The organism is Sphingomonas phoenicis (genome assembly GCF_047238005.1).
Classification (GTDB): domain Bacteria; phylum Pseudomonadota; class Alphaproteobacteria; order Sphingomonadales; family Sphingomonadaceae; genus Sphingomonas.
This window is the reverse complement of sequence record NZ_JBDFMC010000002.1, coordinates 894,076-917,284: the sequence shown is the minus strand read 5'-3', so window position 1 is coordinate 917,284 and position 23,209 is coordinate 894,076. Positions and strand designations below refer to the sequence as shown.

The following is a 23,209-nucleotide window of genomic DNA, read 5'->3' as shown; positions in this document are numbered from 1 at the left end:
GCCCCAGCCTTCGCTGGGGCGACGATCATTGGGGGCATCACCCATAGATCGCCTCCTTGAACGGCTGCATGCCGACGCGGCGATAGGTGTCGAGGAAGCGTTCGCCGGGCTGGCGGAGGGCGACATAGGTGTCGGTCGCACGCTCGACCGCGTCGACCACCCCGTCCTCGTCGAAGCCGGGGCCGGTGATCTTGGCGAGCGACACGTCCTCCGCGCCCGATCCGCCGAACGACAGCTGGTAGTTCTCGGTCCCCTTCTTGTCGACGCCGAGGATGCCGATGTGGCCGGCGTGATGATGGCCGCAGGCGTTGATGCAGCCCGAGATCTTGACCTTCAGCTCGCCCAGATCGCGCTGTTGCGGGGCGAGGCGCACCGCCAGCTTCTGCGCCAGCGGGATCGAGCGGGCGTTGGCGAGGCTGCAATAATCGAGGCCGGGGCAGGCGATGATGTCGGTGACGAGGTCGAGGTTCGCCTCTGCCAGACCCGCCTCCGCCAGCCGGTGCCACACCGCGGCCAGATCGCGGACGGCGACGTGCGGCAGGACGATGTTCTGGGCGTGGGTGACGCGCAGCTCGTCAAACGAGTAGCGCTCGCCCAGCTCGGCCATCAGGTCGATCTGGTCGGCGGTGGCGTCGCCCGGAATGCCGCCGACCGGCTTCAGGCTGATCGTGACGATCGCGTAGCCGGGCTGCTTGTGCGGGCGGACGTTCTGGTCGAGCCAGACGGCGAAATCGGGGTCGCTGCGGTCGATGTCGGCCGGCGCCGCCGCATTGAAGGCGGGGGGCGCGAACATGGCGGTGATGCGGGCGAGCTCGGCGGCAGGCGGATCGATGCCCAGCGCCTTTACGGCGTGGAACTCCTCCTCGACCTGGCGGCGATATTCGTCGGCGCCGATCTCGTGGACGAGGATCTTGATCCGCGCCTTGTACATGTTGTCGCGCCGGCCATAGCGATTGTAGACGCGCAGCGCCGCCTCAAGATAGCTCATCAGGTCGTCGGCGACGACGAAGTCGCGGATCAGCGGCGCGATCATCGGGGTACGGCCCATGCCGCCGCCGACATAGACGCGGGCGCCCAGCACGCCGTCCTGCTCGACCAGCTGGATGCCGATATCGTGCAGGCGCATCGCGGCGCGATCCTCGCCCGCGGCGATCACGCAGATCTTGAACTTGCGAGGCAGGTAGCTGAATTCCGGATGGAAGGTCGACCATTGGCGGATCAGCTCGGCCCAGGGGCGCGGGTCGGCGACCTCGTCGGCGGCGGCGCCGGCGAACTGGTCGGACGAAATGTTGCGGATGCAGTTGCCGCTGGTCTGGATGGCATGCATCTCGACGGTCGCCAGGTCGGCGAGGATGTCGGGCGTATCCTCCAGCTTGATCCAGTTGAACTGCAGGTTCTGGCGCGTGGTGAAATGGCCATAGCCGCGATCGTACCGGCGCGCGATCGAGCCCAGCATCCGCATCTGGCGGCCGTCCAGCGTGCCATAGGGGATGGCGACGCGCAGCATATAGGCGTGCAGCTGCAGATAGAGGCCGTTCATCAGCCTGAGCGGCTTGAACTGGTCCTCGGTCAGCTGGCCCGACAGGCGGCGGGCGACCTGATCGCGGAATTCGTCGACGCGGGCATCGACGATCGACTGGTCGTACTGGTCGTATCTGTACATTCTGGTCCTCACTCCCCTCCCTGACAGGGAGAGGTCGGGGTGGCATCTTGCTCGTGATACGGATCGGTCTTCGCAGGCGGGGCCGTATCACCAGGCCGCCACCCACCCCCGGCCCCTCCCTGACAGGGAGGGGAGCAATCTAGATGACCCAGCTGCCCGCGGTCGGGTCTGCGGGCTTCAGGGTCAGGTCGGCGCGGACGGTGGGGCCGAGGGCGCGGATGCGGTCCTTGATGTGGGCGGGGCGGGGGCCGTCGGCGGTCAGGCTGGCCTCTATCACATAGGGGACGTTGACGCGGCGGGCGCCCTCCTCGGCACGGGCGATCGCCTCCCCCTGGTCGCCGACGTCGGTCGCGTCCTCGATATGGCGGGACCAGCCGGTGCCGGTCCACCACGTCACGTCGCCCGACGCCAGATCGTTGCCGGTCAGGATCTTCATGCCTCCATCCCCTCCGCCACGCGGGCCCAGCGACCCAGCCTGTCCTGTGCATCGGACAGCATCACGACCTCTCCCACGACGATGATCGCGGGGCTGCCGACCTTTTCGCGGTCGACCATCTGGCCGAGATCGGCGAGCAGCGTGCGCAGAGCGCGGTGCCCCTCCAGCGTGCCGCGTTCCAGCACGGCGACGGGCATGTCGGGCGCGACGCCGTCGGCCATCAGCTTGTCGGCGATGGCGGCGGCGGTCGCGACGCCCATGTAGATGACGAGCGTGCGACCCTGCCCGGCGAGGCCGGACCAGTCCTGCTCCGCCAGTCCCTTGCACTGGCCAGCGACGAACGACACCGCCGAGCTGTGGTCGCGGTGGGTGAGGGGCAGCATCGCCTCTGCCGCGCAGCCGAGCGCGGCGGAGACGCCGGGGATGACCTCCACCGGCAGGCCGGCGGCGCGGACCGCCTCCACCTCCTCGCCACCGCGGCCGAAGATGAACGGGTCGCCGCCCTTCAGCCGGACGACCAGCGCGCCGGTGCGGACATGCGCGACGATCAGCGCGTTGATCGCCTCCTGCGGCAAGGTGTGGCGGGCGCGGCGCTTGGCGACCGAGATGCGCTGCGCCGCGGGTGGCGCGATGTCGAGCACGCGCGGGTCGATCAGGCCGTCATGGACGACGATGTCGGCGGCGCGCAGCGCCTCCACCGCGCGGACGGTGAGCAGGCCGGGGTCGCCGGGGCCGGCACCGACCAGGATGACCCGGCCGCGCGCTGTGGGATCGAGGAGCGTCGCCATGATCGGCAGATGGCCCCGCCGCCGCGCCGGCGAAAGCGACATATGCTTGGCCCGCCGCTAGTCCTGCTTTCGCGGGGCGTCGCCCCGCGATAAGCGGTTGCCATCAAGCGACATGCCGTTGCCGAAGGACCTTCATGCGTTCCATCCTGTTCGCCGCCCTGCTTCTCTGCACCGCCGCCCCCGCGATCGGCCAGGCGCTGCCGCCGCCGACGCCGCTGCCGGGCGACGGACCCGAGGACGCGAAGCTGAAGCGGCTGTTCTACGACAGCGACGAGCGCGACCTGAAGCTGGACCCGATCAGCGCGATCTTCCGCGGCGACATGCGCTATGCCGACCGGTTCGGCGAGTATCTGACCGACGAGCGGACCGCGACCGAGAAGCGCAACGTCGAGGCGGATCTGGCCGGGCTGAAGGCGATCGACCGGGCGAAGCTGACCCCGGTCGACCAGATCGCGTACGACGTGTTCCGCAACCAGGCGGAGATCAACCTGCGTGGCTTCGCACCCGGGATACTGGCGGTGACGCGGCTGTTGCCGCTGAACCATTTCGGCGGGTTCCAGACCTTCTATCCCGATTTCGCGAGCGGCAAGGGCGGTGCACCGTTCAAGACGGTGGCGGATTACCGCAACAATCTGACTCGCAACGCCGGCTATGCCGCGCTGTACGACCGGGCGATCGCGCTGATGCGCGAGGGCATGGCGAAGGGCGTGGTGCAGCCGAGACTGGTCGTGACCAACATGATCGCGCAGTTCGACGCGCTGATCGACCAGGGAGTGGAGAAATCGGTGTTCTACGCACCGGTGACGATGTTCCCCGACACGGTGCCTGCGGGGGAGCGCGCCGCGCTGACCGCGGCCTATGCCGCGCAGGTGCGCGACGTGATCACCCCGGCGCATCGCAAGTTCCGCGATTTCCTGGCGAACGAGTATCTGCCGAAGGCGCGCGACACGGTGGGGCTGTCGGCGCTGCCGGGCGGTGCGGCGCTCTACGATTACCGGATCGAGGCGAGTACGACGCTGGCGATGAAGGCGGACGCGGTACACCGGCTGGGCCTGTCCGAAGTGGCGCGGATCACGCGCGAGATGGAGGCGCAGCGGCAGGCGGTCGGCTTCAAGGGAACGCTGGCGCAGTTCTTCGACTATCTGCGCACCGACGCGAAGTTCCAGCCGAAGACGGCCGCGCAGCTGCGTGAGGGATACGAGGCGATCGGCAAGCGCGTCGACCAGAAGATCGCGACGCAATTCTCGCTGGTGCCGAAATCGCCGCTGGAGATCCGGCCGGTACCCGATTTCCGCGCGAAGACCGATGCGGGCGGATCGTACCAGCAGGGATCGCCCGACGGATCGCGGCCGGGCATCTTCTATTACAACACCTACGACCTGCCGACCCGGTACCTGTGGGGAATGGAGACGCTGTACCTGCACGAGGCGGTGCCGGGGCATCATTTCCAGATCAGCCTGGCGCAGGAGAATGTCGCGCTGCCGGCGTTCATGCGGTTCGGCGGCAACACCGCCTATGTCGAGGGATGGGCGCTCTATGCGGAGACGCTGTACGGCCCGCTGGGGCTGGAGACCGATCCGTACCAGCGGATGGGCGGCCTGTCCGACGAGATGCTGCGCGCGATGCGGCTGGTGGTCGACACCGGCATCCACGCCAAGGGATGGGGCCGTGACCAGGCGATCGCGTACATGCTCGCCAACTCGCCGATGGGGAAGACCGACGCGACCGCCGAGGTGGAACGGTATATCGCGATTCCCGGCCAGGCGCTGGCGTACAAGATCGGCCAGCTGACCATCCTGAAGCTGAAGGCCGAGGCGCAGGCGAAGCAGGGAAGCCGGTTCGACCCGCGCGCCTTCCATGCCGAGGTGCTGGACACGGGATCGCTGCCGATGCCGGTGCTGGAGAAGAAGCTGCGCGACTGGATGGCGAAGCAGCCGGGAGCCTGAGGGCGATGGTCGACAAGAGCTGGGGCGGGCCGCCGACCGGCAACCTGCGCGTGCGATCGAACCTGACCCAGGGCGACCGCGCGGCGGAGCGGGCGGCGGCGCGCGAGCTGCGCGTTCGCGAGCGAACGGCGACGGCGGGCGAACGGCTGGAGTCGCGGGCCGCCGCGCGGGAGGCGGAGGCGCGGCGCCGCGAGCAGGCGCGGGAGCAGCGGCGCGACGAGGAGCGCCGGGTGACCAGCGATCCGCATGCCGACGCGGCGCGGCGCCCGCGGTCGTCGGGACGCAAGGACGTGGTGCGCGAACAGCGCGACACGCGCACCTATGCGACGATCGTCGATCTGGGGCGGATGCGCGAACTGGCGCGGCGGGGCGCGTCGGTCAGCGGCCTCGCCGCTGCGTTCGGCGTGACCGTGGCGGAGGTGGAGGCGGCGCTGGCGGGGGAGGATTGAGCGGATCGACCGGCGCCCATGCGGCCTCGCCCGGTTTCGTCAGGCGGGTTCGGCGGCGAGTTCGAGGGGCAGGTCGTGCGTGATGTCGAGGTCCTTGATCCGGGTCGCGGACGGGGGGCAGTAGAGGCCGTTCGCCTCGGTCGAGTGCGACAGGACGGCGCCGGCGTTGACGACGCACCCCTCGCGCACGGTCACGCCCGGATAGAGGGTGACGCCGGCACCCAGCCAGCAGCCGCGTTCGATCAGGACGGGGCGGTGGCGATCGCCCTCGCGGCTGCGGCGCCAGACCGAGCGGCTGATATGGTGGGTGTTCGAGATGATCATGCAGCGATAGCTGATCCGCACGGCCTCGCCGATCTCGACGCCGCCGGTCGCGTCGATGAAGCCCTCCGCACCGACATAGGCACCGCGGCGCAGGATCAGGCCATGGGGTTCGACGACGGTACAGCTGCCGTCGATGAACGCGCCATCCTCGATCGTCATCGCAGCGATATCTTCCTGGCTCAGCACTCGGTCGTCCGGATCTGGTGGTTGCATCGTGATCCGCGCACGCGACGGTGGCGGCGGAGCGCGGCCGGGGCCGGCTCGCCGCGAGGTGCTGCACTGCGGAGATCGCACCCGGTCTAGAGGGGAATGGCGGCGGCGGCCAGCCCCCGCGATCAGTGGCGGATGAAGACGCTGATCGAGGCGACGTGGTTGACGGCGGTGCGCCCGCCGGTCTGGTCGATCACCTGGTTGAGATAGCCGAGTTCGGCGGTCGACTTGCCGAAGATCGGCACCTCGACGCCCAGGAAGGTGCGGACCTGGTCGAAGCCGTGGCGGGTGCCCCAGTCGGTGTCGTTCAGATGGACGAACGCTTCGACCGAGCCCAGCGGGCGGACGCCGGTGCCCTTCAGCGGGAGTTCGTAGCGCAGCATCTCGCGCAGGCGCCAGCCGGTGTCGTCGCCGTCGGAGCGGAAGCGCTGCTCGAGACGGGTGCGCGAGGTGAGTTCGCCGGTGGCCACGGGGGGCAGCCACGTGACCTGCTGGAAACTGCGCTCCTCGTTCCGGTCGCGGCCGCCGGCGATCGGCTGCGCGACATGGGCATAGCCCTGAAAAAGGGTGAGGCGGGGCGTGACGCGCACTCCGACGGCGCCGCGCAGGATCAGCTGGTCGAGGCGGGAGACGCCGTCGCCAAGGCGCGGCTGCACCTCAGCGAAATAGACGATGTCGCCGGCGACCGGACCCTGGACGGTCAGGTTGATCCAGGCCTGTTCGTCCTGGCTGGTCTGGGCGGCGGCGAGGCCGGGCGTGGCAGCCAGCACGGCGGGCAGGAAAAGGCGGCGGAACATGGCTGCTCCCTTGCCCCGACCGTCACCGAAGTGTCACGAACTAAAATTCAGCCGTCGCGCAGGCCGATACCGATCGAGGCGCGCGCCGCCTCCGCCTCGCTGGAGACGACCGGATAGGCGCAATAGTCGGCGGCGTAATAGGCCGAGGGACGGTGGTTGCCCGAATGGCCGATGCCGCCGAACGGCGCGTTCGACGCGGCGCCGTTGGTCGGGCGGTTCCAGTTGACGATGCCGGCGCGTGCGCCCGCCCAGAACCGGTCGTAGAGCGACGGCGTCTGGCTGACGAGCGAGGCGGACAGGCCGTAGCGGGTGGCGTTCGCCTCTGCGATGGCGGCGTCGAAATCGGCGACGCGGATGACCTGCAGGATCGGCCCGAACAGCTCGACATCGGGACGGTCGGCGAGCGTGGTGGTGTCGATCAGCGCGGGCAGCAGGAAGGGGCGATCGGGCACCGGCCGTTCGAGGTGGCGGATCGGGCGGGCGCCGCGCATCAGCAGCGCCAGAAACCCCTCGGTCAGCTGGTCGGCGGCCTCGTTGTCGATCACCGGGCCCATGAAGGGGGCGGGACTGTCGTGGGGCGCGCCGACGATCAGGCGGGCGAGGATCGCGTCGATCTCCGCCAGCAGGGCTGCGGACAGTTTCTCGTCGACGATCAGGCGGCGGGCGGCGGTGCAGCGCTGGCCCGCGCTGGTGAAGGCGGACTGGACGACGAGGACGGCGGCGGTGTGGATGTCGGGCGTGTCCCACACGACGATCGGGTTGTTGCCGCCCATCTCGAGCGCGAGGATCTTTTCTGGCCGGTCGGCGAACTGGCGGTTCAGGGCGAGGCCGGTGCGGGCCGAGCCGGTGAACAGAAGCCCGTCGATGCCACGATGCTCGGAGAGGGCCCGGCCCTGTTCTGGGCCGCCGATCAGCAGGCGGACGCAGTTTTCCGGGACGCCGGCGGCGTGCAGGCATTCGACGAGGAAGGCGCCGGTCGCCGGCGTCTTCTCGGACGGTTTGAAGACGACGGCGTTGCCCGCGATCAGCGCCGGGACGATGTGGCCGTTGGGCAGGTGCGCCGGGAAATTATAGGGGCCGAGCACCGCGAGGACGCCGTGCGGCTTGTGGCGGACGGCGACGCGCGCGCCCATCTGACCCTCCATCCGGCGCTGCGACGTGCGATCGGCATAGGCGGCGACCGAGATGTCGACCTTCGCCATCACCGAATCCACCTCGGTCCGCGCCTCCCACAGCGGCTTGCCGGTCTCCCGTGCGATCAGGTCGGCGAAGGGTTCGTGCCGTTGGCGGACGATGTTGGCGAAGCGGCGCATCGTTTCGACACGGAAGGCGAGCGGACGTGCCGCCCATTCCGGCCAGCCCGCGCGTGCCGCCGCGACTTCGGTATCGGCATCGCCGACAGGCAGGCGGGCGAGTTCGGCATCGGTCGCCGGTTCGTACGAGATCAGTTCGGCCATGGCCGCTGCTGTAGCAAGGGAGTTCGGTTCACGCGAGGGCGGCGCCCATGGTGCGGATGGCGGCGATCCTGGCATGGAGCGGGCCCCAGTCGTCCGCTTCGGCGATCGGGCTCCACAGCGCCTCCACCTCGTCGATCAGCATGGCCGCGGGGGCACCCGACCAGTAGCCGCCGGTGCGGGCGCGACGCGGCGGATGCATCGCGATGGCGGCGCGCAGCGTGTCCCATTCCGGGCCATAGCCGGCCGGCAGATTGGTGGAGAACGCGTCGAAGAAGAAGCGGTCGAGCGGCGCCTGCGTCTCGCGCAGCACCGATTCGACGGTGCGCGCGGTGGCGCGATCGGTGGCATCGTCGACGGAACTGCGACCGAGCCGCCAGAGGATCGCGGCGGGCAGTGCCGACTGGAAGGCGGGGGCGAATCCCTCCAGCGCGGCGATCAGCGGATCGCTGTCGGCGATCAGCCGCAGCGAGGCGGCGAGCTGCGCGACGTCCCAGCCGATCGCCTCCGGCTGGCGGCCGAAGGCGTAGAGGCCGGCATGGTCGAAATAGGCGGCGGTGAAGGCGGGATCCCAGGTCGGGGCGAAGCGCCATGGGCCGTAGTCGAAGCTTTCGCCGGTGACGTTGATGTTGTCGGAATTGAGCACGCCGTGGACGAACCCGGCCGCCATGTAGCGCGCGGCGAGCGTCGCGGCGCGGGCGACGACGAGATGGAGAAGCTCGACCGGATCGTCGCCGGGCCGATCGTAGAGGCTGGCGAGGACATAGGCGACGAGGCGGCGCATGTTGTCCTCGTCACGCAGCCAGGCCAGCCGCTGGAAGGTGCCGATGCGGATATGACCGTGGCCTAGCCGGACGAGGACGGCGGAGCGGGTCGGCGACGGCTCGTCGCCGCGATGCAGTTCCTCGCCGGTCTCGATCACCGACAGGGTGCGCGAGGTGGGGACGTTCAATGCCTCCAGCATCTCGGTCGCCAGGATTTCGCGTACGGCGCCCTTCAGCGTCAGGCGACCGTCGCCGAAGCGGCTCCACGGCGTCTGGCCCGAACCCTTGGTGCCGAGATCCATCATGCGGCCGTCGTGACCGCGCAACTGCGCGAAGGTGAAGCCGCGGCCGTCGCCGATGTCGGGATTGTACTGGCGGAACTGGTGGCCGTGATAGCGGAGCGCCAGCGGGCCCGGCAGCGTATCCGGCAGGGGCACGAAGCGGGCCATGTGCGCGACCCATTCCGCGTCGTCCAGCGTGTCGAGCCCGACCTGCGCCGCGGCGCGATCGTTGCGGAATCGGAGCCGTGCCTGCGGGAAATCGGCGGCTGTCACCGGATCCCAGAAGTCCGGCCCGAGCGACAGGAGCGGGGCGGCGGGCGCATAAGCTTGCGGGGTCACGGGCATGCGGTGATATGGGGGCGCCGCAGACCGGGGTGCAACATGGCCGCTTACGCAGATATCCACTGGTGGTCGAACGACGGGGTGCGGCTGCACGCGCGCGATTATCCCGGCGATGCCGATGCGATACCGCTGGTCTGCGTGCCGGGACTGACCCGCAATGCGCGCGACTTCGCCGAGTTCGGCCAGCGCTGGTCGGGCAAGCGGCGGGTGATCGCGGTCGACCTGCGCGGGCGCGGCGAGAGCGGCTATGCCAAGGACGCGATGACCTATGTCCCGCTGACGTACGTGCAGGACATCGAGGCGCTGCTGGGCGAGCAGGGGATCGACCGGTTCGCGATGGTCGGCACCTCGCTGGGCGGGATCGTGACGATGCTGCTGGCGGGGCCGGCGCGGGGGCGGCTGGCCGGGGCGCTGATCAACGATATCGGTCCGGCGATCGAGGCGGGCGGGCTGACCCGCATCCGCAGCTATGTCGGCAAGGCATCGAGCTGGCCGACCTGGCTGCACGCGGCGCGCGCGGTGCAGGACACCAACCGCGACGTCTATCCGGACTGGGGACTGGAGCAGTGGCTGGCCATGGCGAAGCGGACGCACCGGCTGAGCTCATCGGGGCGGGTGGTGCTGGATTACGACATGCGCATCGCCGAGCCGTTCCGGGTGCCGGGCGCGGAGGCGGGGCCCGACATGTGGTCGGCACTGGCGGGATTGAGCGGATTGCCGGTGACGATTGTGCGCGGCGGGCGATCCGATCTGCTGGGCGCGGAGACGGCGGCGCGGATGGCGGCCAGCCTGCCCGGCGCGGAACTGGTGACGGTGGCGGGGATCGGCCACACGCCGACGCTGGCCGAGCCGGACGTGGAGGCGGCGGTCGGGCGGCTGCTGGCGCGGCTCGACGGCGAGCGGTAACCGACGGTCAGTAGGTCGCGCGCGACCGGCGGCTGCGGTTGCGCCAGACCAGCGCGGTCAGCACGAGTGCGCACAGGGCGATGACGGCGTGACGTCGGTCGAGCGGCGTGGCGACCGGCAGCGTCGTCAGCAGCTCGGCCAGGCGCGGTGCGTCGTCGGCGGGCTCGACGAAGCGGGCATCGGGCGCCGGGCGCAGGCAATCGGCGATGCCGCAGTGGCGCAGCGGCAGCAGCGGGAACGGCGCCGGACGGGTCGCCGCGTCGAAGGAGTCACCCACCGCCGGCTGGCGATCGATCGGCCATACCGCCGCCAGATCGACCTCGTCGGCCGCCGGCAACGGCCATTGCCGCGGCGGATCGACCCGCGCCGGGGCTGCCGCCGCTGCGCCGAGCAGGATGGGGATCGCGGGTGCGAACCGGATGCTCCACCGCGCGCAGTTCATGGCATCCTCATCATCGGACATCCTGCTAGGCCGCGGACGTCGCGGCTTCATGGTCCTTTTGGGGGACGGCGGAACCGCGTCCAGCGCAGCGCGTCTCGAATGCCGAACAGTAAGAGGATTACTGCCGATGAATCCCGAAGTGCCCGTAAGCGATGCCCATACCGCCGTCCGCAGCCTGAAAGGGCGACGCGCGGTCGTGACCGGCGGCACCACGGGCATCGGGCGGGCGATCGCGGTGCTGTTGGCGGCGGAGGGTGCGCGGGTCTTCATCGGCGGCAGCGATCCCGACCATCTCGCCGACGCGCTCGTGCGGATCGGGCAAGTGGGCGAGGGCAGCGGCGCGACGATCGACCTGACAGAGCCGGGCGCGCCCGCGCGCTTCATCGAGGAAGGGGTCGCCGCATTGGGCGGGATCGACATCGCGGTGATGAACGCCGCGACCGCCGCGGAAGGGCTGAGCGACATGAGCGCCGGCGCGATCGAGCAGGCCATCGCGCTGGATTTCACCGCCTATCTGATGGGCGCGAAGGCCGCATCGGAACGGATGGGCCAGGGCGGCGACCTGGTGCTGATCGGGTCGATGAGCGCGCATGTGCTGGGACCGGGATCGACCGTCTATGCCGGGATCAAGGCGGGCATCGCCGGCCTTTCGGAGGCGCTGCGCCGCGAACTCGGGCCCAAGGGCATCCGGGTCGCGCTGGTCGAGCCCGGCAAGACGGGATCGGACATGCAGATGCCCGACGTGTCCCCGGAGGAGCAGCGCCGCCAGATCGCCGACGAGACGATGCTGCGCGCCGAGGACATCGCGGTCGGCGTGCAGTACCTGCTCACCCAGCCAACCCGAACGGTGGTCCAGCAGCTGGTGATCGTACCGCGGGCGCAGCCGGCCGAGTAGGGAGACCCGCGATGAGTTTCGACGCACTGGTGCTGACGCCGCACGACATCGACCTGTCCCGATCCCCGCTGGCCGGGAAGGTGGATGCCGAAACCTATATCCTGGGGGCGTTCAATCCGGGGCTGACGCGGTTGCCGAACGGCAACCTGCTGATGATGGTCCGGGTGGCGGAGGCGCTGCGCCACCCGATCCGCGACGGCCATGTCCACGCGATCCGCTGGACGCCGGAGGGCTATGTCCTCGATCCCTGGCCGTTGCAGCTGGTCGACACCGCCGATCCGCGCAAGTTCATGATGCGGGGCGGCGGGTGGAAGGTGATGGCGCTGACCAGCCTGTCGTGGCTGCTGCCGGTCGAGCTGTCGGCGGACGGCACCCGGGTGGAGGCGATCCATTACGAGCGCGCGATCGTGCCGGCCGCGGACTACCAATGCTACGGCGTCGAGGACGCGCGGATCAGCCGGGTGGGCGACGGGGAGGACGGACGCTGGCTGATGACGACCTGCTCGGTCAGCCCGGAGCGACACTCGACGACGCTCTACACCAGCCGGGATGCGGTGGACTGGACGCTGGAGGGCATCGTCCTCGACCATCAGAACAAGGACATGCTGATCTTCGAAGGGCTGATCGACGGCCGATACTGGGCGCAGACGCGGCCGCTGGGCGATCTGTATTTCGCCTATCCCCCGGGCAGCGAGTGGCGGGCGGGACCGTCGATCAATCTGGCGACGTCGCCCGATGCGCTTCACTGGAAGCCATGCGACCGGCCGGGCATACGACCTCATGCGGCGACCGTGGCAACCGCGCGGATGGGCGGCGGCGCGCCGCCGGTCAGGACGGACGGGGGATGGCTGACGCTGTGGCACGGGGTGGAGCCGGCCGGCATGGTCGGCATCTATCGCACCTATTGGACGATCCTGGATGCGGCCGATCCCTCCCGCGTGATCCGGAACCGGCACGAGCCGCTGCTGGAACCGGCGCCGCACCTGACCGAGCCGATCAAGGACCTGATGTACCTGGACAACGTCGTCTTCACGACCGGGATCGTCGACGCCGGCGGGCATTACGTCGTCGCCAGTGGAGAGGCGGACCTGGCGTGCCGCGTGACCCATATCGGGAAGGACGCGTTCGCCTGAGCCCCGTAGCCGTCTTGAGATCGGATGAACCCCGGATTAAGATGCGTCCCGGTTATGATGGACGGGATGGATCAGGTGCGGTCGGTCGGGGTGGCGATGGCAGTGGCGGCGGCGGCGATCGCCGTGCCGGCGACGGCCGCCATCGGGCTGGACCGGGTACCCGCGGGCATGGTGGTGCGCAGCGCCGCATTGCGCTGCGACCCGGCTGCGGTCGCGTGTACGCCGTCTGCGACCGATTACGATCTGATGTTCGTCGATCCGGCGGATCCGACGAAAAAGGGTTGGACCGACTCGGTATCGATCGACGTCGATGCGGGATCGCGGGCGATGATCACCGCCTATGACGCTTCCGGTCGAATGCTCGGCGTGGCCGATCGCAGCGACACGGGCGGCGCGGCGGAGCGACTGACGCTGACCGGACTGGGCGACATTGCGCGGGTGCATGTCAGCGGACGGGGGCCGGTGGCGGTCGCCGACCTGAGCTTCGCGGCGGTGAAGACCGGATCGCGCCTGCCGGAACCGGCGACCTGGGCGATGCTGCTGAGCGGCTTCGTGGTGATGGCGGCGATGATCCGCCGGCGGATCCGCCTTTCCGAGGCGAGCTTCACCGAGCGGGTGCGACGTATCGCGACGGGCGAGGCCGGCTGACTTACGCGCCGGTTGCCGGCGGCCGGGCCGGGGGCGGCGGGCGCGGTGGATAGTTGCCGGAGCGATTGTCCGACGAAGAGCTGGACTGCCATTCATCCAGGACGAAGCACCACCTCGGCGAAGGCGGGGGTCCCGTTGCGACGGCCGGCTTGACGTTACGCAACGGCCCTCTCTGCCGCCCTTCCACTGGACCCCGGCCTTCGCCGGGGTGTTCGCCGTGAGTGGTTCAGTCTGGATGGATCACACCCGAAGGTCGGATCCGGACGGCCGTTTGGGGATGCGCGCCGCCGCTAATTTCCGGCTCGGTGGCATTCCGGCGCGCGGGGCAGTTCGCCGATCGCTCGAGGTATCAGGTGTGATCGAGCGGACGGTTTACCTGCCTGCTCGATGAGCCTCCGTTTCGCTCGCCGTCGGTACGGAGGTCGTAGCCCGTCAAACTTTAGGCGAGCGGAGCTCGGGATGGGTGCGCTGGGGTGGCGTAGGCTCGGCAGTGGCCGCCGGAATGGCCCCGCCATGTCGAATCGTCGGCACGAAAAAGGGCGGGCTCTTTCGAACCCGCCCCCTCGTTACGATGGGTCGTGCGATCAGTTGCTGTCGGAATCGTCGTCGTCATCGACGACGATGAAGACGCCGCCTGCGATCACGGCGGCGGCAAGCACCAGGCCGACAATCGCGCCGGGTGCGGCCAGCTTCTGCGACTGGCGGGAAGAGGTGGAGGCGCGGGCAGCCGACTTGATCGACAGCGACGATGCCGGGTTGGCAGCCGGAGCGGCGAGGGCAGGCGCGGCGCACAATGCGGCGGCGCACCCGGACACGAGAAGCTTCTTCAGCATGATTGAACTCCCTTTTTCAACCTGACCTTCCGCAACGCAGCAGGCGCCTACAGGTTCCCAGAACGCAAATGAGTGTCAAGTCGCGCCGGAACGATTATCGGGAAGGGCATGACGGCTCCGATCTCGATCCTGCACCTCCACGGCTCCTTCGGCCCTTCGGGCAAGGCGGCGCGCACCGCACGGCTGATGGCCGCATTCGGGGGGAAAGCACGGCATGTGATCGTCTCCGCCGACCCGGCTGCCCTGGGCGGCGTGGCGACGATCCCGGCGGGTGTCTCGTACGAGGTGGCGCAGAATGCGCCGCCGCTCGCCGGCCGTCCTTCGGTGGCGCGATACGAGGCGATCGCCCGATATATGCGCCGGTTCGACCTGGTCCTGACCTATGGCTGGGATGCGATCGACGGCGTGATGGCGCGGCGGGTGTTCGGGACGGGCAAGCGGCCGGCGCTGCCGCCGCTGGTCCATCACGAGGACGGGTTCGGCCCGGAAGAGGCGACCGGCCTGAAGCTGGAGCGGAACCTGTACCGGCGCATGGCGATGCCGGCGGCGCATGCGCTGGTGGTGCCGTCCGGCACGCTGGAGCGCATCGCGCTGGGGCCGTGGAAGCAGCAGCGGTCCCGCGTTCACCGGATCGTCAACGGTATCGCCACCGCAGCCTATGCCGCGCAGCCGAAGCCGCGTGCGCTGCCCGGCTTCGCCAAGACCGACGGCGAGGTGGCGATCGCCGTGCCGGCGCCGCTGACGGCCGCGAAGAACCCGACCGCGCTGATCCGTGCCGCCGGGGGGCTGGCGGGAAGGTTCCGGATCGTCTTCATCGGAGAGGGGCCCGAGCGGGAGGCGATCATGGGCGCCGCGGCGGCGATGGGGATCGAGGAACGGGTGACGGTGCTGGCCGCCGACGTGCCCGCGTACAAATATCTGGGGTTGTTCGACATGGTCGCCTTGCCGTCGGTCAGCGAGCAGTTCCCGACCGCGATCGTCGAGGCGATGGCGGCCGGGTTGCCCGTGGCGGCGATGCCGACCGGCGACATCGCCGAGATGGTCGCAGCCGAAAACCGGCCGTTTATCGCGCAATGGGCGACCGAGGTGCGGCTGCGCGACGCCATCCAGGCGCTGGTCGACGATGGCGCGCTTCGCCGGCAGGTCGGTGCGGCCAATCGCGTGCTGGCGGCGGCGCATTACGACGAGGCCGCGATGATCGTGCGGTACCGGGCGCTGTACGAAGCGGCGCTGGGCCAGGCGGGGGCGCTCGGCTGACACGGTGGGGCGGGTCGATGTTTCGCTCGCGTGGGCGCGGGCATTCGCTATAGGGATCGACTTTCATCCGCCGAAGGTTACCCCAGTCGTGTTCAAAGGCCTTACCCCGATCGTCTACAACGGCCGCGAAGTGTGGCCGCTGGTGGAAGGCGGCAAAGGCGTCGCCGCGACCAACCACGCGTCGGCGGGCGCCTGGGCGGCGGCGGGCGGCATCGGTACCGTGTCCGCAGTCAACGCCGACAGTTACGATCCCGACGGCAAGATCATCCCGCAGATCTATCGCGCGCTGACCCGCCGCGAGCGGCACGAGGAGCTGGTGCAGTACGCCATCGACGGTGCGGTCGAGCAGGTGAAGCGGGCGTACGAGATCGCCGGCGGCAAGGGCGCGATCAACATCAACGTGCTGTGGGAGATGGGCGGCGCGCCCCGCATCCTGCACGGCGTGCTGGAGCGGACGCGCGGCATGGTGGCGGGCGTGACCTGCGGCGCGGGCATGCCGTACAAGCTGTCCGAGATCACCTCGTCCTACAACGTGTCGTACCTGCCGATCGTCAGTTCCGGTCGCGCCTTCCGCGCCTTGTGGAAGCGGGCCTATTCCAAGGCGGCGGAGTGGCTGGCGGCGGTGGTGTACGAGGATCCGTGGCTGGCGGGCGGGCATAACGGCCTGTCCAATGCCGAGGATCCGCTGAAGCCGGAGGACCCGTATCCGCGCGTGAAGGCGCTGCGCGAGACGATGCGCGAAGGCGGCATCCCCGACACCACGCCGATCGTGATGGCCGGCGGCGTCTGGTACCTGCGCGACTGGAACGAGTGGATCGACAATCCCGAACTGGGGTCGATCGCCTTCCAGTACGGCACCCGTCCGTTGCTGACGCAGGAAAGCCCGATCCCGGACGGGTGGAAGCAGAAGCTGACCACGATCGCCGAGGGCGACGTGCTGCTCCACCGCTTCTCGCCGACCGGCTTCTACTCGTCGGCGGTGCGCAATCCGTTCCTGCGCGCGCTGGAGTCGCGATCGGAGCGGCAGATCGCTTTCTCGACGCAGGAGGCGGGCGACCACATCTTCCAGCTCGACGTGGGGGTGAAGGGCAAGAATTTCTGGGTGACGCAGGGCGACCTGCTGCGCGCGCGCGAGTGGTTCGGCCAGGGTTTCCAGCTGGCGATGAAGACGCCCGACAACACGCTGGTGTTCGTTACGCCCGACGAGGCGAAGGTGGTGCGCAAGGACCAGGCGGACTGCATGGGCTGCCTGTCGCAGTGCCTGTTCTCGAGCTGGGCGGATACCGAGACCAACTCGACCGGCCGGCTGGCCGATCCCCGCAGCTTCTGCATCCAGAAGACGCTGCAGGACATCGCGCATGGTGGCGATACCGACCAGAACCTGATGTTCGCCGGGCACGCTGCCTATAACTTCCAGCGCGATCCATTCTATTCGAACGGCTTCGTGCCGACGGTGCGGCAGCTGGTCGACCGCATTCTGACTGGCGATTGAGCGCGACTGCCGCCGTTCGAGGCGGCGGACATTCACGAGCGGCGGCATCGCGCGGTTGCCCGTTTCATCGCGCCGGACCAGTCGGTTGGCCGTGCGCTTAACCTTTCGTCAACCCTGTCGGCGCATTCCCGATGGCATGGATCGCGGCGGTGGATGACCCGCCGACGCGACCGTCAGCCGAAAGCACCTGCCGCGACCGGCATGGTGCGGGAGGAAGCCATGTCGCGCACCATCATCATCCTTTCACTGTCGCTGGCAGCGACGCTGGCGGGTTGTGCCGGACATCGTCGGGAGCCGCTGCGAGCCGCGCCAACGGTCACGCTGGCGCCGGAGCCGGCGTGGCGCCGAACCATCGGCATGGCCGACGCCCAGCGCATCGAGGCGCTGCCCGCGGGCTGGGCGGCGGCCTGGGCGCAGGCGGGGCGGCGGGGCACCCGATCGCTGAAGGCGGAAGGCGACCTGCTGAAGCCGGACGCCGCGCTAAACCACCCCGCGCTGCCACCGGGATCGTACAAGTGCCGCTCGATCACGATGAACCGGGCCGGCGTCCGCAAATCGCCGCCGTTCTTCTGCTATGTGGGGAGCGAGAGCGGCGAGCGGGTCAGTTTCACCAAGCAGACCGGCACCGCCTTGCCCGGTGGCTGGCTCTACCCGGACGAGGACCAGCGTTACGTGTTCCTGGGCGCCAGGCAGAAGCGGGCGGGCGATACGTCGCTGGGTTATGGCGAGGATCAGGCGCGCGACCTGGTGGGCGTGGTCGAACGGGTCGGGCCGTTCCGCTGGCGACTGGTGCTGCCCGGCAGCGAGTTCCAGGTTTACGAACTGACGCCGGTGCCGGTCGAGCAGCAGGGAGCGGTGGGCTGATCCGGGGCGACGCGCCGCGCCGCCCCGCGATCGACCGCTGAGGTCAGTCGACGACGGTTCCAACGACCGCACCGGCCGCACCACCGGCGGCGGCACCCTTTTCGACGCTGTTGCCGGTCGCCGCCGCGACACCAGCACCGCCGGCGCCGCCGATCGCGGCACCACGCAGCGTCGAGCACGCCGACATCGACAGGCCGCAGGCGATCAGGGCTGCGGACATCACGATCTTCTTCATGGGACACTCCTGTTCTCTCGGGGGTGTCCAGCGAATGCCGCAGTGCAGCGATCGTTCCCGCCGTTGCGGACGCGTAACTTAAATCAGACCCAGCCTTCGAGGACCTGATCGGGCGGGCGGTGACCGTCTGCCCACATCCGGATATTCTGGATCACCTTCTCGCCGGAGGCCACCCGACCCTCGATCGTGGCGGAGCCCATGTGCGGGGTCATGACCACGTTGGGCAGTGCGAGCAGGCGGGGATCGATCCGCGGCTCATGCTCCCACACGTCAAGCCCGGCGCCGGCCAGTCTGCCCCCCTTGAGCGCGTCGACGAGCGCCTCCTCGTCGACGATGCCGCCGCGGCTGGCGTTGATGAGGAAGACGTGCGGCTTCATCAGCCCGATCCGCCGCCGGTCGATCAGCATCCTGCTGTCGGCATTCAGCGGCGTGTGGACGGTGACGATGTCGGCGGCCCCGAGCAGGTCGTCGAGATCGGCGTGGAAGGTGGCACCGAGCTGTCCCTCCAGCACCGCCGGCAGGCGATGGCGGTTGTGATAATGGATCGACAGCCCGAACGCGCGCGCGCGCATCGCCACCGCCTGTCCGATCCGGCCCATGCCGACGATGCCCAGCGCCTTGCCGCCGATCCGGTGGCCGAGCATGCCGCCCGGGCTCCAGCCGTGCCATTCGCCGGAACGGACCAGCTTCTCGCCCTCCGCCAGGCGACGGGGGACCGAGACGATCAGCGCCATCGTCATGTCCGCCGTGTCCTCGGTCAGGACGCCGGGCGTATTGGTGACGATGATGCCGCGCGCACGGGCGGCGGCGAGATCGATATGGTTCACCCCCGCACCAAAATTGGCGATCAGGCGCAGTCGTGGTCCGGCGGCGGCGATCAGGTCGGCATCGACCGCGTCGGTGACGGTGGGAACCAGCACGTCGCAATCGGCCACAGCGGCACGCAGGCCATCGGGCGACAGCCGCGTGTCGGTGCGGTTCATCCGCGCGTCGAACAGATCGTCCATGCGGCGCATGACCGCATCGGGCAGTTCGCGGGTGACGGCCACCCGCGGGTGGGGACAGCGGCGCGGATCGGACATGCCGGATGCTTGGCGCGCGCCGGGGGGCGCGTCAACACGGGCAACCCCGCGAACTTCCCTGCGCGGACGACGGGGCGGGCGATTGATCGGACGGCGACTTTGGTGGATGGAGGGATCGCCGCGGCGTTCGGGAAAGCGCCGCCTAGGGATTATCGTCATGCGTTTCGCGAGCGTCGCGCTCATCGTCCTCGTCGCTATCGGCTCGACGCTGCCCGCCACCGGCGGCGCGGCGCAGGAGGGACCGCGCGAGCCGCCCTACTGGATGTCGATCGGTGCCGGTCGCGCGCTGATGCGGACAGGGCCAGCGCGCACCTATCCCGGCGCCTGGCTGTACCAGCGGGCCGACCTGCCGGTGAAGGTGGTCGGCGTTTTCCAGGAATGGCGACGGGTGGAGGATCCGGACGGCACCGGCGGATGGATGCTCGTCAACCTGCTGCGCCGGACGCGTACCGCTTACGTCCGCGGCCCCGATGCGGCCGAGATGCGCGTCAGCCCGTCGCCGGGTGCGGCGGTGTCGTGGCGCGCGGCGCCGGGCGTGGTCGGGCGGATCAGCGAGTGCGGCGGCGGCTGGTGCCGGCTGGATGTAAAGGGCAAGGCCGGCTTCGTCGAGGTCGGCGCGCTCTGGGGCGTGGATGCGGGCGAGGAATTGCCCTGAACGACGATCTTGCCGCGACCTTGTCCGCCGTATCGGCGGTGATGGCAGCCGCGCGCGATCCATGGTGGGTGATCGGTAGCGCCGCGGTCGCCCTGTACGTCGACCGGGGCATCGACGTTCGCGACGTCGATGTGCTGTTGTCGGTGCGCGACATCGAATCGCTCGCGACCGGACTAAGATTGACCTTTGCCGATGCCGATGACGATCGCCTGTTTCGATCGACCCGGTTCCTGAGGTGGAGCATCGACGGGATGCCTGTCGAGTTCATGGCCGGCTTTGCGATCAATCGCCCGTCCGGGTGGCGGCCGGTGGAGCTTGCGACCCGCGAGGAAATCGATGTGGCCGGTGCCCCCATCTTCATTCCCGCACGAGCCGAGTTGCGAGCGATGCTGATCGAGTTCGGGCGCGAGAAGGACCTGGCGCGCGCCGCACTGATGTAGCCGCACCGACGCCCAGGCCGGTGCGGCGGGATGCGTCATTCAGTCGATCAGCTCCACCGCCATCGCGGTCGCCTCGCCGCCGCCGATGCAGAGGGCGGCGACACCGCGTCTGCCGCCCGTCTTGCGCAGCGCCGACAGCAACGTCGCGATGACGCGCGCACCCGAGGCGCCGATCGGGTGACCGAGGGCGCAGGCGCCGCCATGGATGTTGACCTTGTCGTGCGGCAGGTCGAGGTCGCGCATCGCGATCATCGCCACCGCGGCGAACGCCTCGTTGATCTCGAACAGGTCGACATCGCCGGTGGTCCAGCCGGCCTTGTCCAGCGCCTTGCGGATCGCGAACACGGGCGCCGTGGTGAACAGCGCCGGGGCATGGGCGTGGGCGGCGTGAGCCACGATGCGGGCGATCGGACGCGCGCCGAGCCCCTCCGCCACGCTGGCACGGGTCATGACGAGCGCGGCGGCGCCGTCCGAGATGGAGGAGGCGTTTGCGGCGGTGATCGTGCCGTCCTTCGAGAAGGCGGGCTTCAGCGTCGGGATCTTGGCGACGTCGCCGCGGGCGGGCTGCTCGTCGAGCGTCACGGTATCGACCCCCTTCCGGGTGGCGATCGCGACCGGCACGATCTCGTCGTCGAAGCCACCGCCGGTCTGGGCCCGCTGCGCCCGGTGGAGCGATTCGATCGCATAGTCGTCCATTGCGGCGCGGGTGAACTGGTACTCGGCCGCCGTTTCCTCTGCAAAGCTGCCCATGAGGCGGCCGGGCTCGTACGCGTCCTCCAGCCCGTCGAGATACATGTGGTCGTACATCGTGTCGTGGCCGATGCGGGCGCCGGTGCGATGCTTCTTCGACAGGTAGGGCGCGTTGGTCATGCTCTCCATGCCGCCGGCGACGAGAAGGTCGACCGATCCGGCCGCGAGCGCATCCGCGGCCATGATCGCCGCCTGCATGCCCGATCCACACATCTTGTTGACGGTCGTCGCCTCGACATGGGTGCCGAGCCCGGCACCGATCGCCGCCTGCCGCGCCGGTGCCTGGCCGAGGCCGGCGGGCAGGACGCAACCCATATAGATGCGCTCGACCGCCTCCCCCGGCACGCCCGCCCGCTCCACCGCACCGCGGACAGCGGCGGCGCCGAGGTCGGTGGCGCTGGCGCCCGACAGCGTGCCCTGGAACGAGCCCATCGGCGTGCGCGCATAGGAAAGGATGACGACGGGATCGGATGCCATGGCGGACGGGCCTCTCGTTATTCTGATTGATCTTGATCTAGTATCGAAGGTCCGCGATAGCAAAAGCCCGGCGGCGCGCTACGACCCTGGTGAATGGAAACATTTGCCGATGCGATCAAATGGTTTGCCTCGATCTCCGGCATGACCGCCGCGTTGCTGGTCTCGCTCGATCTGGGCCGGCGCCCGACAGGGTGGGCGTTCGTGATCTTCGTCGCGTCGTCGGTCGCGTGGTTCGCGGGGGCGTGGTTGACGGAGGACTGGGCGCTGGGCACGCAGAACAGCGTGCTGTTCGCGATCAACCTGCTCGGCGTCTATCGCTACCTGATCCGGAAGAAGGGTGACTGACGGAGTGGTGCACGGCTGGGTCTGGGCGGTCGGGCTGGGGGTGCTCGGCGCCCTGATCGGCAGTTTTGCCGCGGCGCTGGTGCTGCGCTGGACCGGGGGAAGGTCGGTGATGCGGGGGCGATCCGCCTGCGACGGCTGCGGAAGGCCGCTGCGGCCGTTCGAACTGGTGCCGCTCGTCAGCGCACTTGTCTTGCGGGGGCGGTGCCGGCGATGCGGCGGGCGGATTGATCCACTGCACTGGCAGATCGAGGCGATGGCGGCGCTGATCGGCATGAGTGCCGGCTGGGTGGCGCCGGGCATCGCCGGGGTGGCGGGCGCGACGTTCGGCTGGCTGCTGCTGACCCTTGGCGCACTGGACGCGCGCGCGTTCTGGCTGCCGGATCGACTGGTGGCGCCGCTGGCGGTGCTGGGGCTGGCGGGCGGCGCGATCGGGCTGGCACCGATGCCCGCCGAGCGCGCGATCGGCGGCATCGCCGGTTTCGCGCTGCTGGCGCTGGTCGCGGCCGGGTATCGACGCTGGCGGGGACGCGAGGGCATGGGGGGGGGCGATCCCAAGCTGTTCGGCGCGATCGGGCTGTGGCTGGGCTGGCGATTGCTGCCGGCGGTGCTGCTGTGCGCCGGCCTGATCGGACTGGGCGTGGTGATATTCAGGCAGCTGACGGGGCGACCGATGGCGGCGACCGACGTGCTCCCGCTCGGCACGCTGATGGCGCTGGCGGCTTACCCGGCATGGCTGATGATGATAATGTTGGCGGCATGATCGTGCTGCTTCCCCTCATGATGCTGGGCATGCAGGCTGCCACCGTGCCTGCCGCGCCACCGCTGCCGTCCGCCCTGCCGCCGCAATCGATGCCGCGTCAGGGATGTGCGGCGTTCCTGTGGAGCGTGTCGGACCGCAAGCTGATCGCCGTCGCCACTGCCGAGGCGGCGACGCTGCGCATCGCGTTCGACGGGAAGGCGGTGGATTATGCGCGTACCGGCCAGTCGGGCACGGGCGGGTTCGGGTTCGCCGCGACCACGCGGTACGGTGCCCAGGACATGGCATTCACGCTCGACATGGCCATCTCGACCGAGACCGAACTGACCGATGGCGGGCTGGTCCAGCAGGGAATGCTCACCGTCCAGCGTAGTGGCGCGGATGCGGTACTGATCCCCATTGCCGGCGTCGTCGGCTGTGCTGCGGCGCGGTAAAAGATGCGGTAAAATCAGGTTGAGAATGAACCCGGCGGCTCGTTGCGCGTTGCCGGGGTTGGAAGGGGGCCGATCCGCATACGGACCGCCCCCGAGTGAAGGGGACCCAG

Annotated in this window: 26 protein-coding genes; 14 read left to right on the top strand and 12 right to left on the bottom strand. The window is 69.6% G+C overall.

Translation table 11 applies throughout. The features are described 5' to 3' along the window. Positions 1-37 precede the first annotated feature (37 nt). The 3 genes from ABC319_RS05540 to cobA form a co-directional block, all read right to left on the bottom strand. Complete coding sequence (locus ABC319_RS05540; RefSeq protein ID WP_413069263.1) at positions 38-1,663, bottom strand: nitrite/sulfite reductase; 1,626 nt, start codon at positions 1,661-1,663, stop codon at positions 38-40. A gap of 139 nt (positions 1,664-1,802) precedes the next feature. After that, on the bottom strand, positions 1,803-2,099 hold the full coding sequence (locus ABC319_RS05535; RefSeq protein ID WP_413069262.1) for a DUF2849 domain-containing protein: 297 nt from the start codon (positions 2,097-2,099) through the stop codon (positions 1,803-1,805). Next, on the bottom strand, positions 2,096-2,887 hold the full coding sequence (gene cobA, locus ABC319_RS05530) for a uroporphyrinogen-III C-methyltransferase (protein WP_413071622.1): 792 nt from the start codon (positions 2,885-2,887) through the stop codon (positions 2,096-2,098). Before cobA ends, ABC319_RS05535 begins: the two co-directional genes overlap by 4 nt. Positions 2,888-3,021: 134 nt before the next feature. Between cobA and ABC319_RS05525 the strand changes: the two genes are divergently transcribed. Together ABC319_RS05525 and ABC319_RS05520 are read left to right on the top strand one after the other, a co-directional pair. Beyond that, positions 3,022-4,833 carry a DUF885 domain-containing protein gene (locus ABC319_RS05525; protein ID WP_413069261.1) on the top strand — a complete coding sequence of 604 codons (1,812 nt, stop codon included), beginning with the start codon at positions 3,022-3,024 and terminating at the stop codon, positions 4,831-4,833. Positions 4,834-4,838: 5 nt separating this feature from the next. Beyond that, a complete protein-coding gene (locus ABC319_RS05520) occupies positions 4,839-5,282 on the top strand; it encodes a hypothetical protein (protein ID WP_413069260.1) in 444 nt (147 codons plus the stop codon). A 39-nt stretch (positions 5,283-5,321) separates the two neighbouring features. Here ABC319_RS05520 and ABC319_RS05515 read toward each other — a convergent pair whose 3' ends face one another. The 4 genes from ABC319_RS05515 to ABC319_RS05500 all read right to left on the bottom strand — a co-directional run bounded on the left by ABC319_RS05515 (position 5,322) and on the right by ABC319_RS05500 (position 9,457). Beyond that, positions 5,322-5,765, bottom strand: coding sequence for an acyltransferase (locus ABC319_RS05515; RefSeq protein WP_413069259.1), 444 nt, complete (start codon positions 5,763-5,765; stop codon positions 5,322-5,324). 176 nt (positions 5,766-5,941) lie between these two features. After that, positions 5,942-6,613 carry a DUF2490 domain-containing protein gene (locus tag ABC319_RS05510; protein WP_413069258.1) on the bottom strand — a complete coding sequence of 224 codons (672 nt, stop codon included), beginning with the start codon at positions 6,611-6,613 and terminating at the stop codon, positions 5,942-5,944. A 47-nt stretch (positions 6,614-6,660) separates the two neighbouring features. Next, complete coding sequence (astD, locus tag ABC319_RS05505) at positions 6,661-8,070, bottom strand: succinylglutamate-semialdehyde dehydrogenase (RefSeq protein ID WP_413069257.1); 1,410 nt, start codon at positions 8,068-8,070, stop codon at positions 6,661-6,663. 28 nt (positions 8,071-8,098) lie between these two features. Continuing rightward, on the bottom strand, positions 8,099-9,457 hold the full coding sequence (locus tag ABC319_RS05500; RefSeq protein ID WP_413069256.1) for a protein adenylyltransferase SelO family protein: 1,359 nt from the start codon (positions 9,455-9,457) through the stop codon (positions 8,099-8,101). A gap of 36 nt (positions 9,458-9,493) precedes the next feature. Between ABC319_RS05500 and ABC319_RS05495 the strand changes: the two genes are divergently transcribed. Next, entirely contained in the window at positions 9,494-10,360 is an 867-nt protein-coding gene (locus tag ABC319_RS05495) for an alpha/beta fold hydrolase (RefSeq protein WP_413069255.1), read from the top strand. Between the two features lie 7 nt (positions 10,361-10,367). Here the strand turns inward: ABC319_RS05495 and ABC319_RS05490 are convergent, their stop codons facing one another. Next, positions 10,368-10,802 (bottom strand): hypothetical protein, encoded by a 435-nt coding sequence (locus ABC319_RS05490; RefSeq protein ID WP_413069254.1) that lies wholly within the window; start codon positions 10,800-10,802, stop codon positions 10,368-10,370. A gap of 127 nt (positions 10,803-10,929) precedes the next feature. On the opposite strand from ABC319_RS05490, the gene ABC319_RS05485 reads away from it, so the two are divergent. From ABC319_RS05485 to ABC319_RS05475, 3 genes are all read left to right on the top strand, one after another. Beyond that, entirely contained in the window at positions 10,930-11,697 is a 768-nt protein-coding gene (locus ABC319_RS05485) for an SDR family oxidoreductase (RefSeq protein ID WP_413069253.1), read from the top strand. Positions 11,698-11,708: 11 nt separating this feature from the next. Next, entirely contained in the window at positions 11,709-12,830 is a 1,122-nt protein-coding gene (locus tag ABC319_RS05480; RefSeq protein ID WP_413069252.1) for a glycoside hydrolase family 130 protein, read from the top strand. A gap of 66 nt (positions 12,831-12,896) precedes the next feature. Beyond that, the gene (locus ABC319_RS05475) at positions 12,897-13,478 is read left to right on the top strand and encodes a PEP-CTERM sorting domain-containing protein (protein ID WP_413069251.1); all 582 of its coding nucleotides are present in this window, start codon (positions 12,897-12,899) and stop codon (positions 13,476-13,478) included. A 584-nt stretch (positions 13,479-14,062) separates the two neighbouring features. Here ABC319_RS05475 and ABC319_RS05470 read toward each other — a convergent pair. Next, the gene (locus ABC319_RS05470; RefSeq protein ID WP_413069250.1) at positions 14,063-14,311 is read right to left on the bottom strand and encodes a hypothetical protein; all 249 of its coding nucleotides are present in this window, start codon (positions 14,309-14,311) and stop codon (positions 14,063-14,065) included. Between the two features lie 108 nt (positions 14,312-14,419). Between ABC319_RS05470 and ABC319_RS05465 the strand changes: the two genes are divergently transcribed. The 3 genes from ABC319_RS05465 to ABC319_RS05455 all read left to right on the top strand — a co-directional run bounded on the left by ABC319_RS05465 (position 14,420) and on the right by ABC319_RS05455 (position 17,924). Continuing rightward, a complete protein-coding gene (locus ABC319_RS05465) occupies positions 14,420-15,568 on the top strand; it encodes a glycosyltransferase family 4 protein (protein WP_413069249.1) in 1,149 nt (382 codons plus the stop codon). An 88-nt stretch (positions 15,569-15,656) separates the two neighbouring features. Continuing rightward, positions 15,657-17,060, top strand: coding sequence for an NAD(P)H-dependent flavin oxidoreductase (locus tag ABC319_RS05460; protein ID WP_413069248.1), 1,404 nt, complete (start codon positions 15,657-15,659; stop codon positions 17,058-17,060). Positions 17,061-17,213: 153 nt separating this feature from the next. Next, complete coding sequence (locus tag ABC319_RS05455) at positions 17,214-17,924, top strand: DUF4893 domain-containing protein (protein ID WP_413069247.1); 711 nt, start codon at positions 17,214-17,216, stop codon at positions 17,922-17,924. Between the two features lie 43 nt (positions 17,925-17,967). Here ABC319_RS05455 and ABC319_RS05450 read toward each other — a convergent pair whose 3' ends face one another. Together ABC319_RS05450 and ABC319_RS05445 are read right to left on the bottom strand one after the other, a co-directional pair. Beyond that, a complete protein-coding gene (locus ABC319_RS05450; protein WP_413069246.1) occupies positions 17,968-18,159 on the bottom strand; it encodes a YMGG-like glycine zipper-containing protein in 192 nt (63 codons plus the stop codon). Positions 18,160-18,242: 83 nt separating this feature from the next. Next, positions 18,243-19,241, bottom strand: coding sequence for a 2-hydroxyacid dehydrogenase (locus ABC319_RS05445; RefSeq protein ID WP_413069245.1), 999 nt, complete (start codon positions 19,239-19,241; stop codon positions 18,243-18,245). Positions 19,242-19,398: 157 nt separating this feature from the next. On the opposite strand from ABC319_RS05445, the gene ABC319_RS05440 reads away from it, so the two are divergent. Both ABC319_RS05440 and ABC319_RS05435 read left to right on the top strand, forming a co-directional pair. Beyond that, positions 19,399-19,896 (top strand): SH3 domain-containing protein, encoded by a 498-nt coding sequence (locus ABC319_RS05440; RefSeq protein WP_413069244.1) that lies wholly within the window; start codon positions 19,399-19,401, stop codon positions 19,894-19,896. Between the two features lie 20 nt (positions 19,897-19,916). Beyond that, the gene (locus ABC319_RS05435; protein ID WP_413069243.1) at positions 19,917-20,336 is read left to right on the top strand and encodes a hypothetical protein; all 420 of its coding nucleotides are present in this window, start codon (positions 19,917-19,919) and stop codon (positions 20,334-20,336) included. Between the two features lie 39 nt (positions 20,337-20,375). Here ABC319_RS05435 and ABC319_RS05430 read toward each other — a convergent pair whose 3' ends face one another. Then, positions 20,376-21,563, bottom strand: coding sequence for an acetyl-CoA C-acyltransferase (locus ABC319_RS05430; protein WP_413069242.1), 1,188 nt, complete (start codon positions 21,561-21,563; stop codon positions 20,376-20,378). Positions 21,564-21,656: 93 nt separating this feature from the next. On the opposite strand from ABC319_RS05430, the gene ABC319_RS05425 reads away from it, so the two are divergent. The 3 genes from ABC319_RS05425 to ABC319_RS05415 are packed head-to-tail and all read left to right on the top strand — an operon-like array spanning position 21,657 to position 23,099. Beyond that, positions 21,657-21,908, top strand: a complete 252-nt coding sequence (locus ABC319_RS05425; protein WP_413069241.1) for a hypothetical protein — start codon at positions 21,657-21,659, stop codon at positions 21,906-21,908. After that, positions 21,901-22,668, top strand: a complete 768-nt coding sequence (locus tag ABC319_RS05420) for a prepilin peptidase (protein ID WP_413069240.1) — start codon at positions 21,901-21,903, stop codon at positions 22,666-22,668. Before ABC319_RS05425 ends, ABC319_RS05420 begins: the two co-directional genes overlap by 8 nt. Continuing rightward, the gene (locus tag ABC319_RS05415; protein WP_413069239.1) at positions 22,638-23,099 is read left to right on the top strand and encodes a hypothetical protein; all 462 of its coding nucleotides are present in this window, start codon (positions 22,638-22,640) and stop codon (positions 23,097-23,099) included. Before ABC319_RS05420 ends, ABC319_RS05415 begins: the two co-directional genes overlap by 31 nt. Positions 23,100-23,209 lie beyond the last annotated feature (110 nt).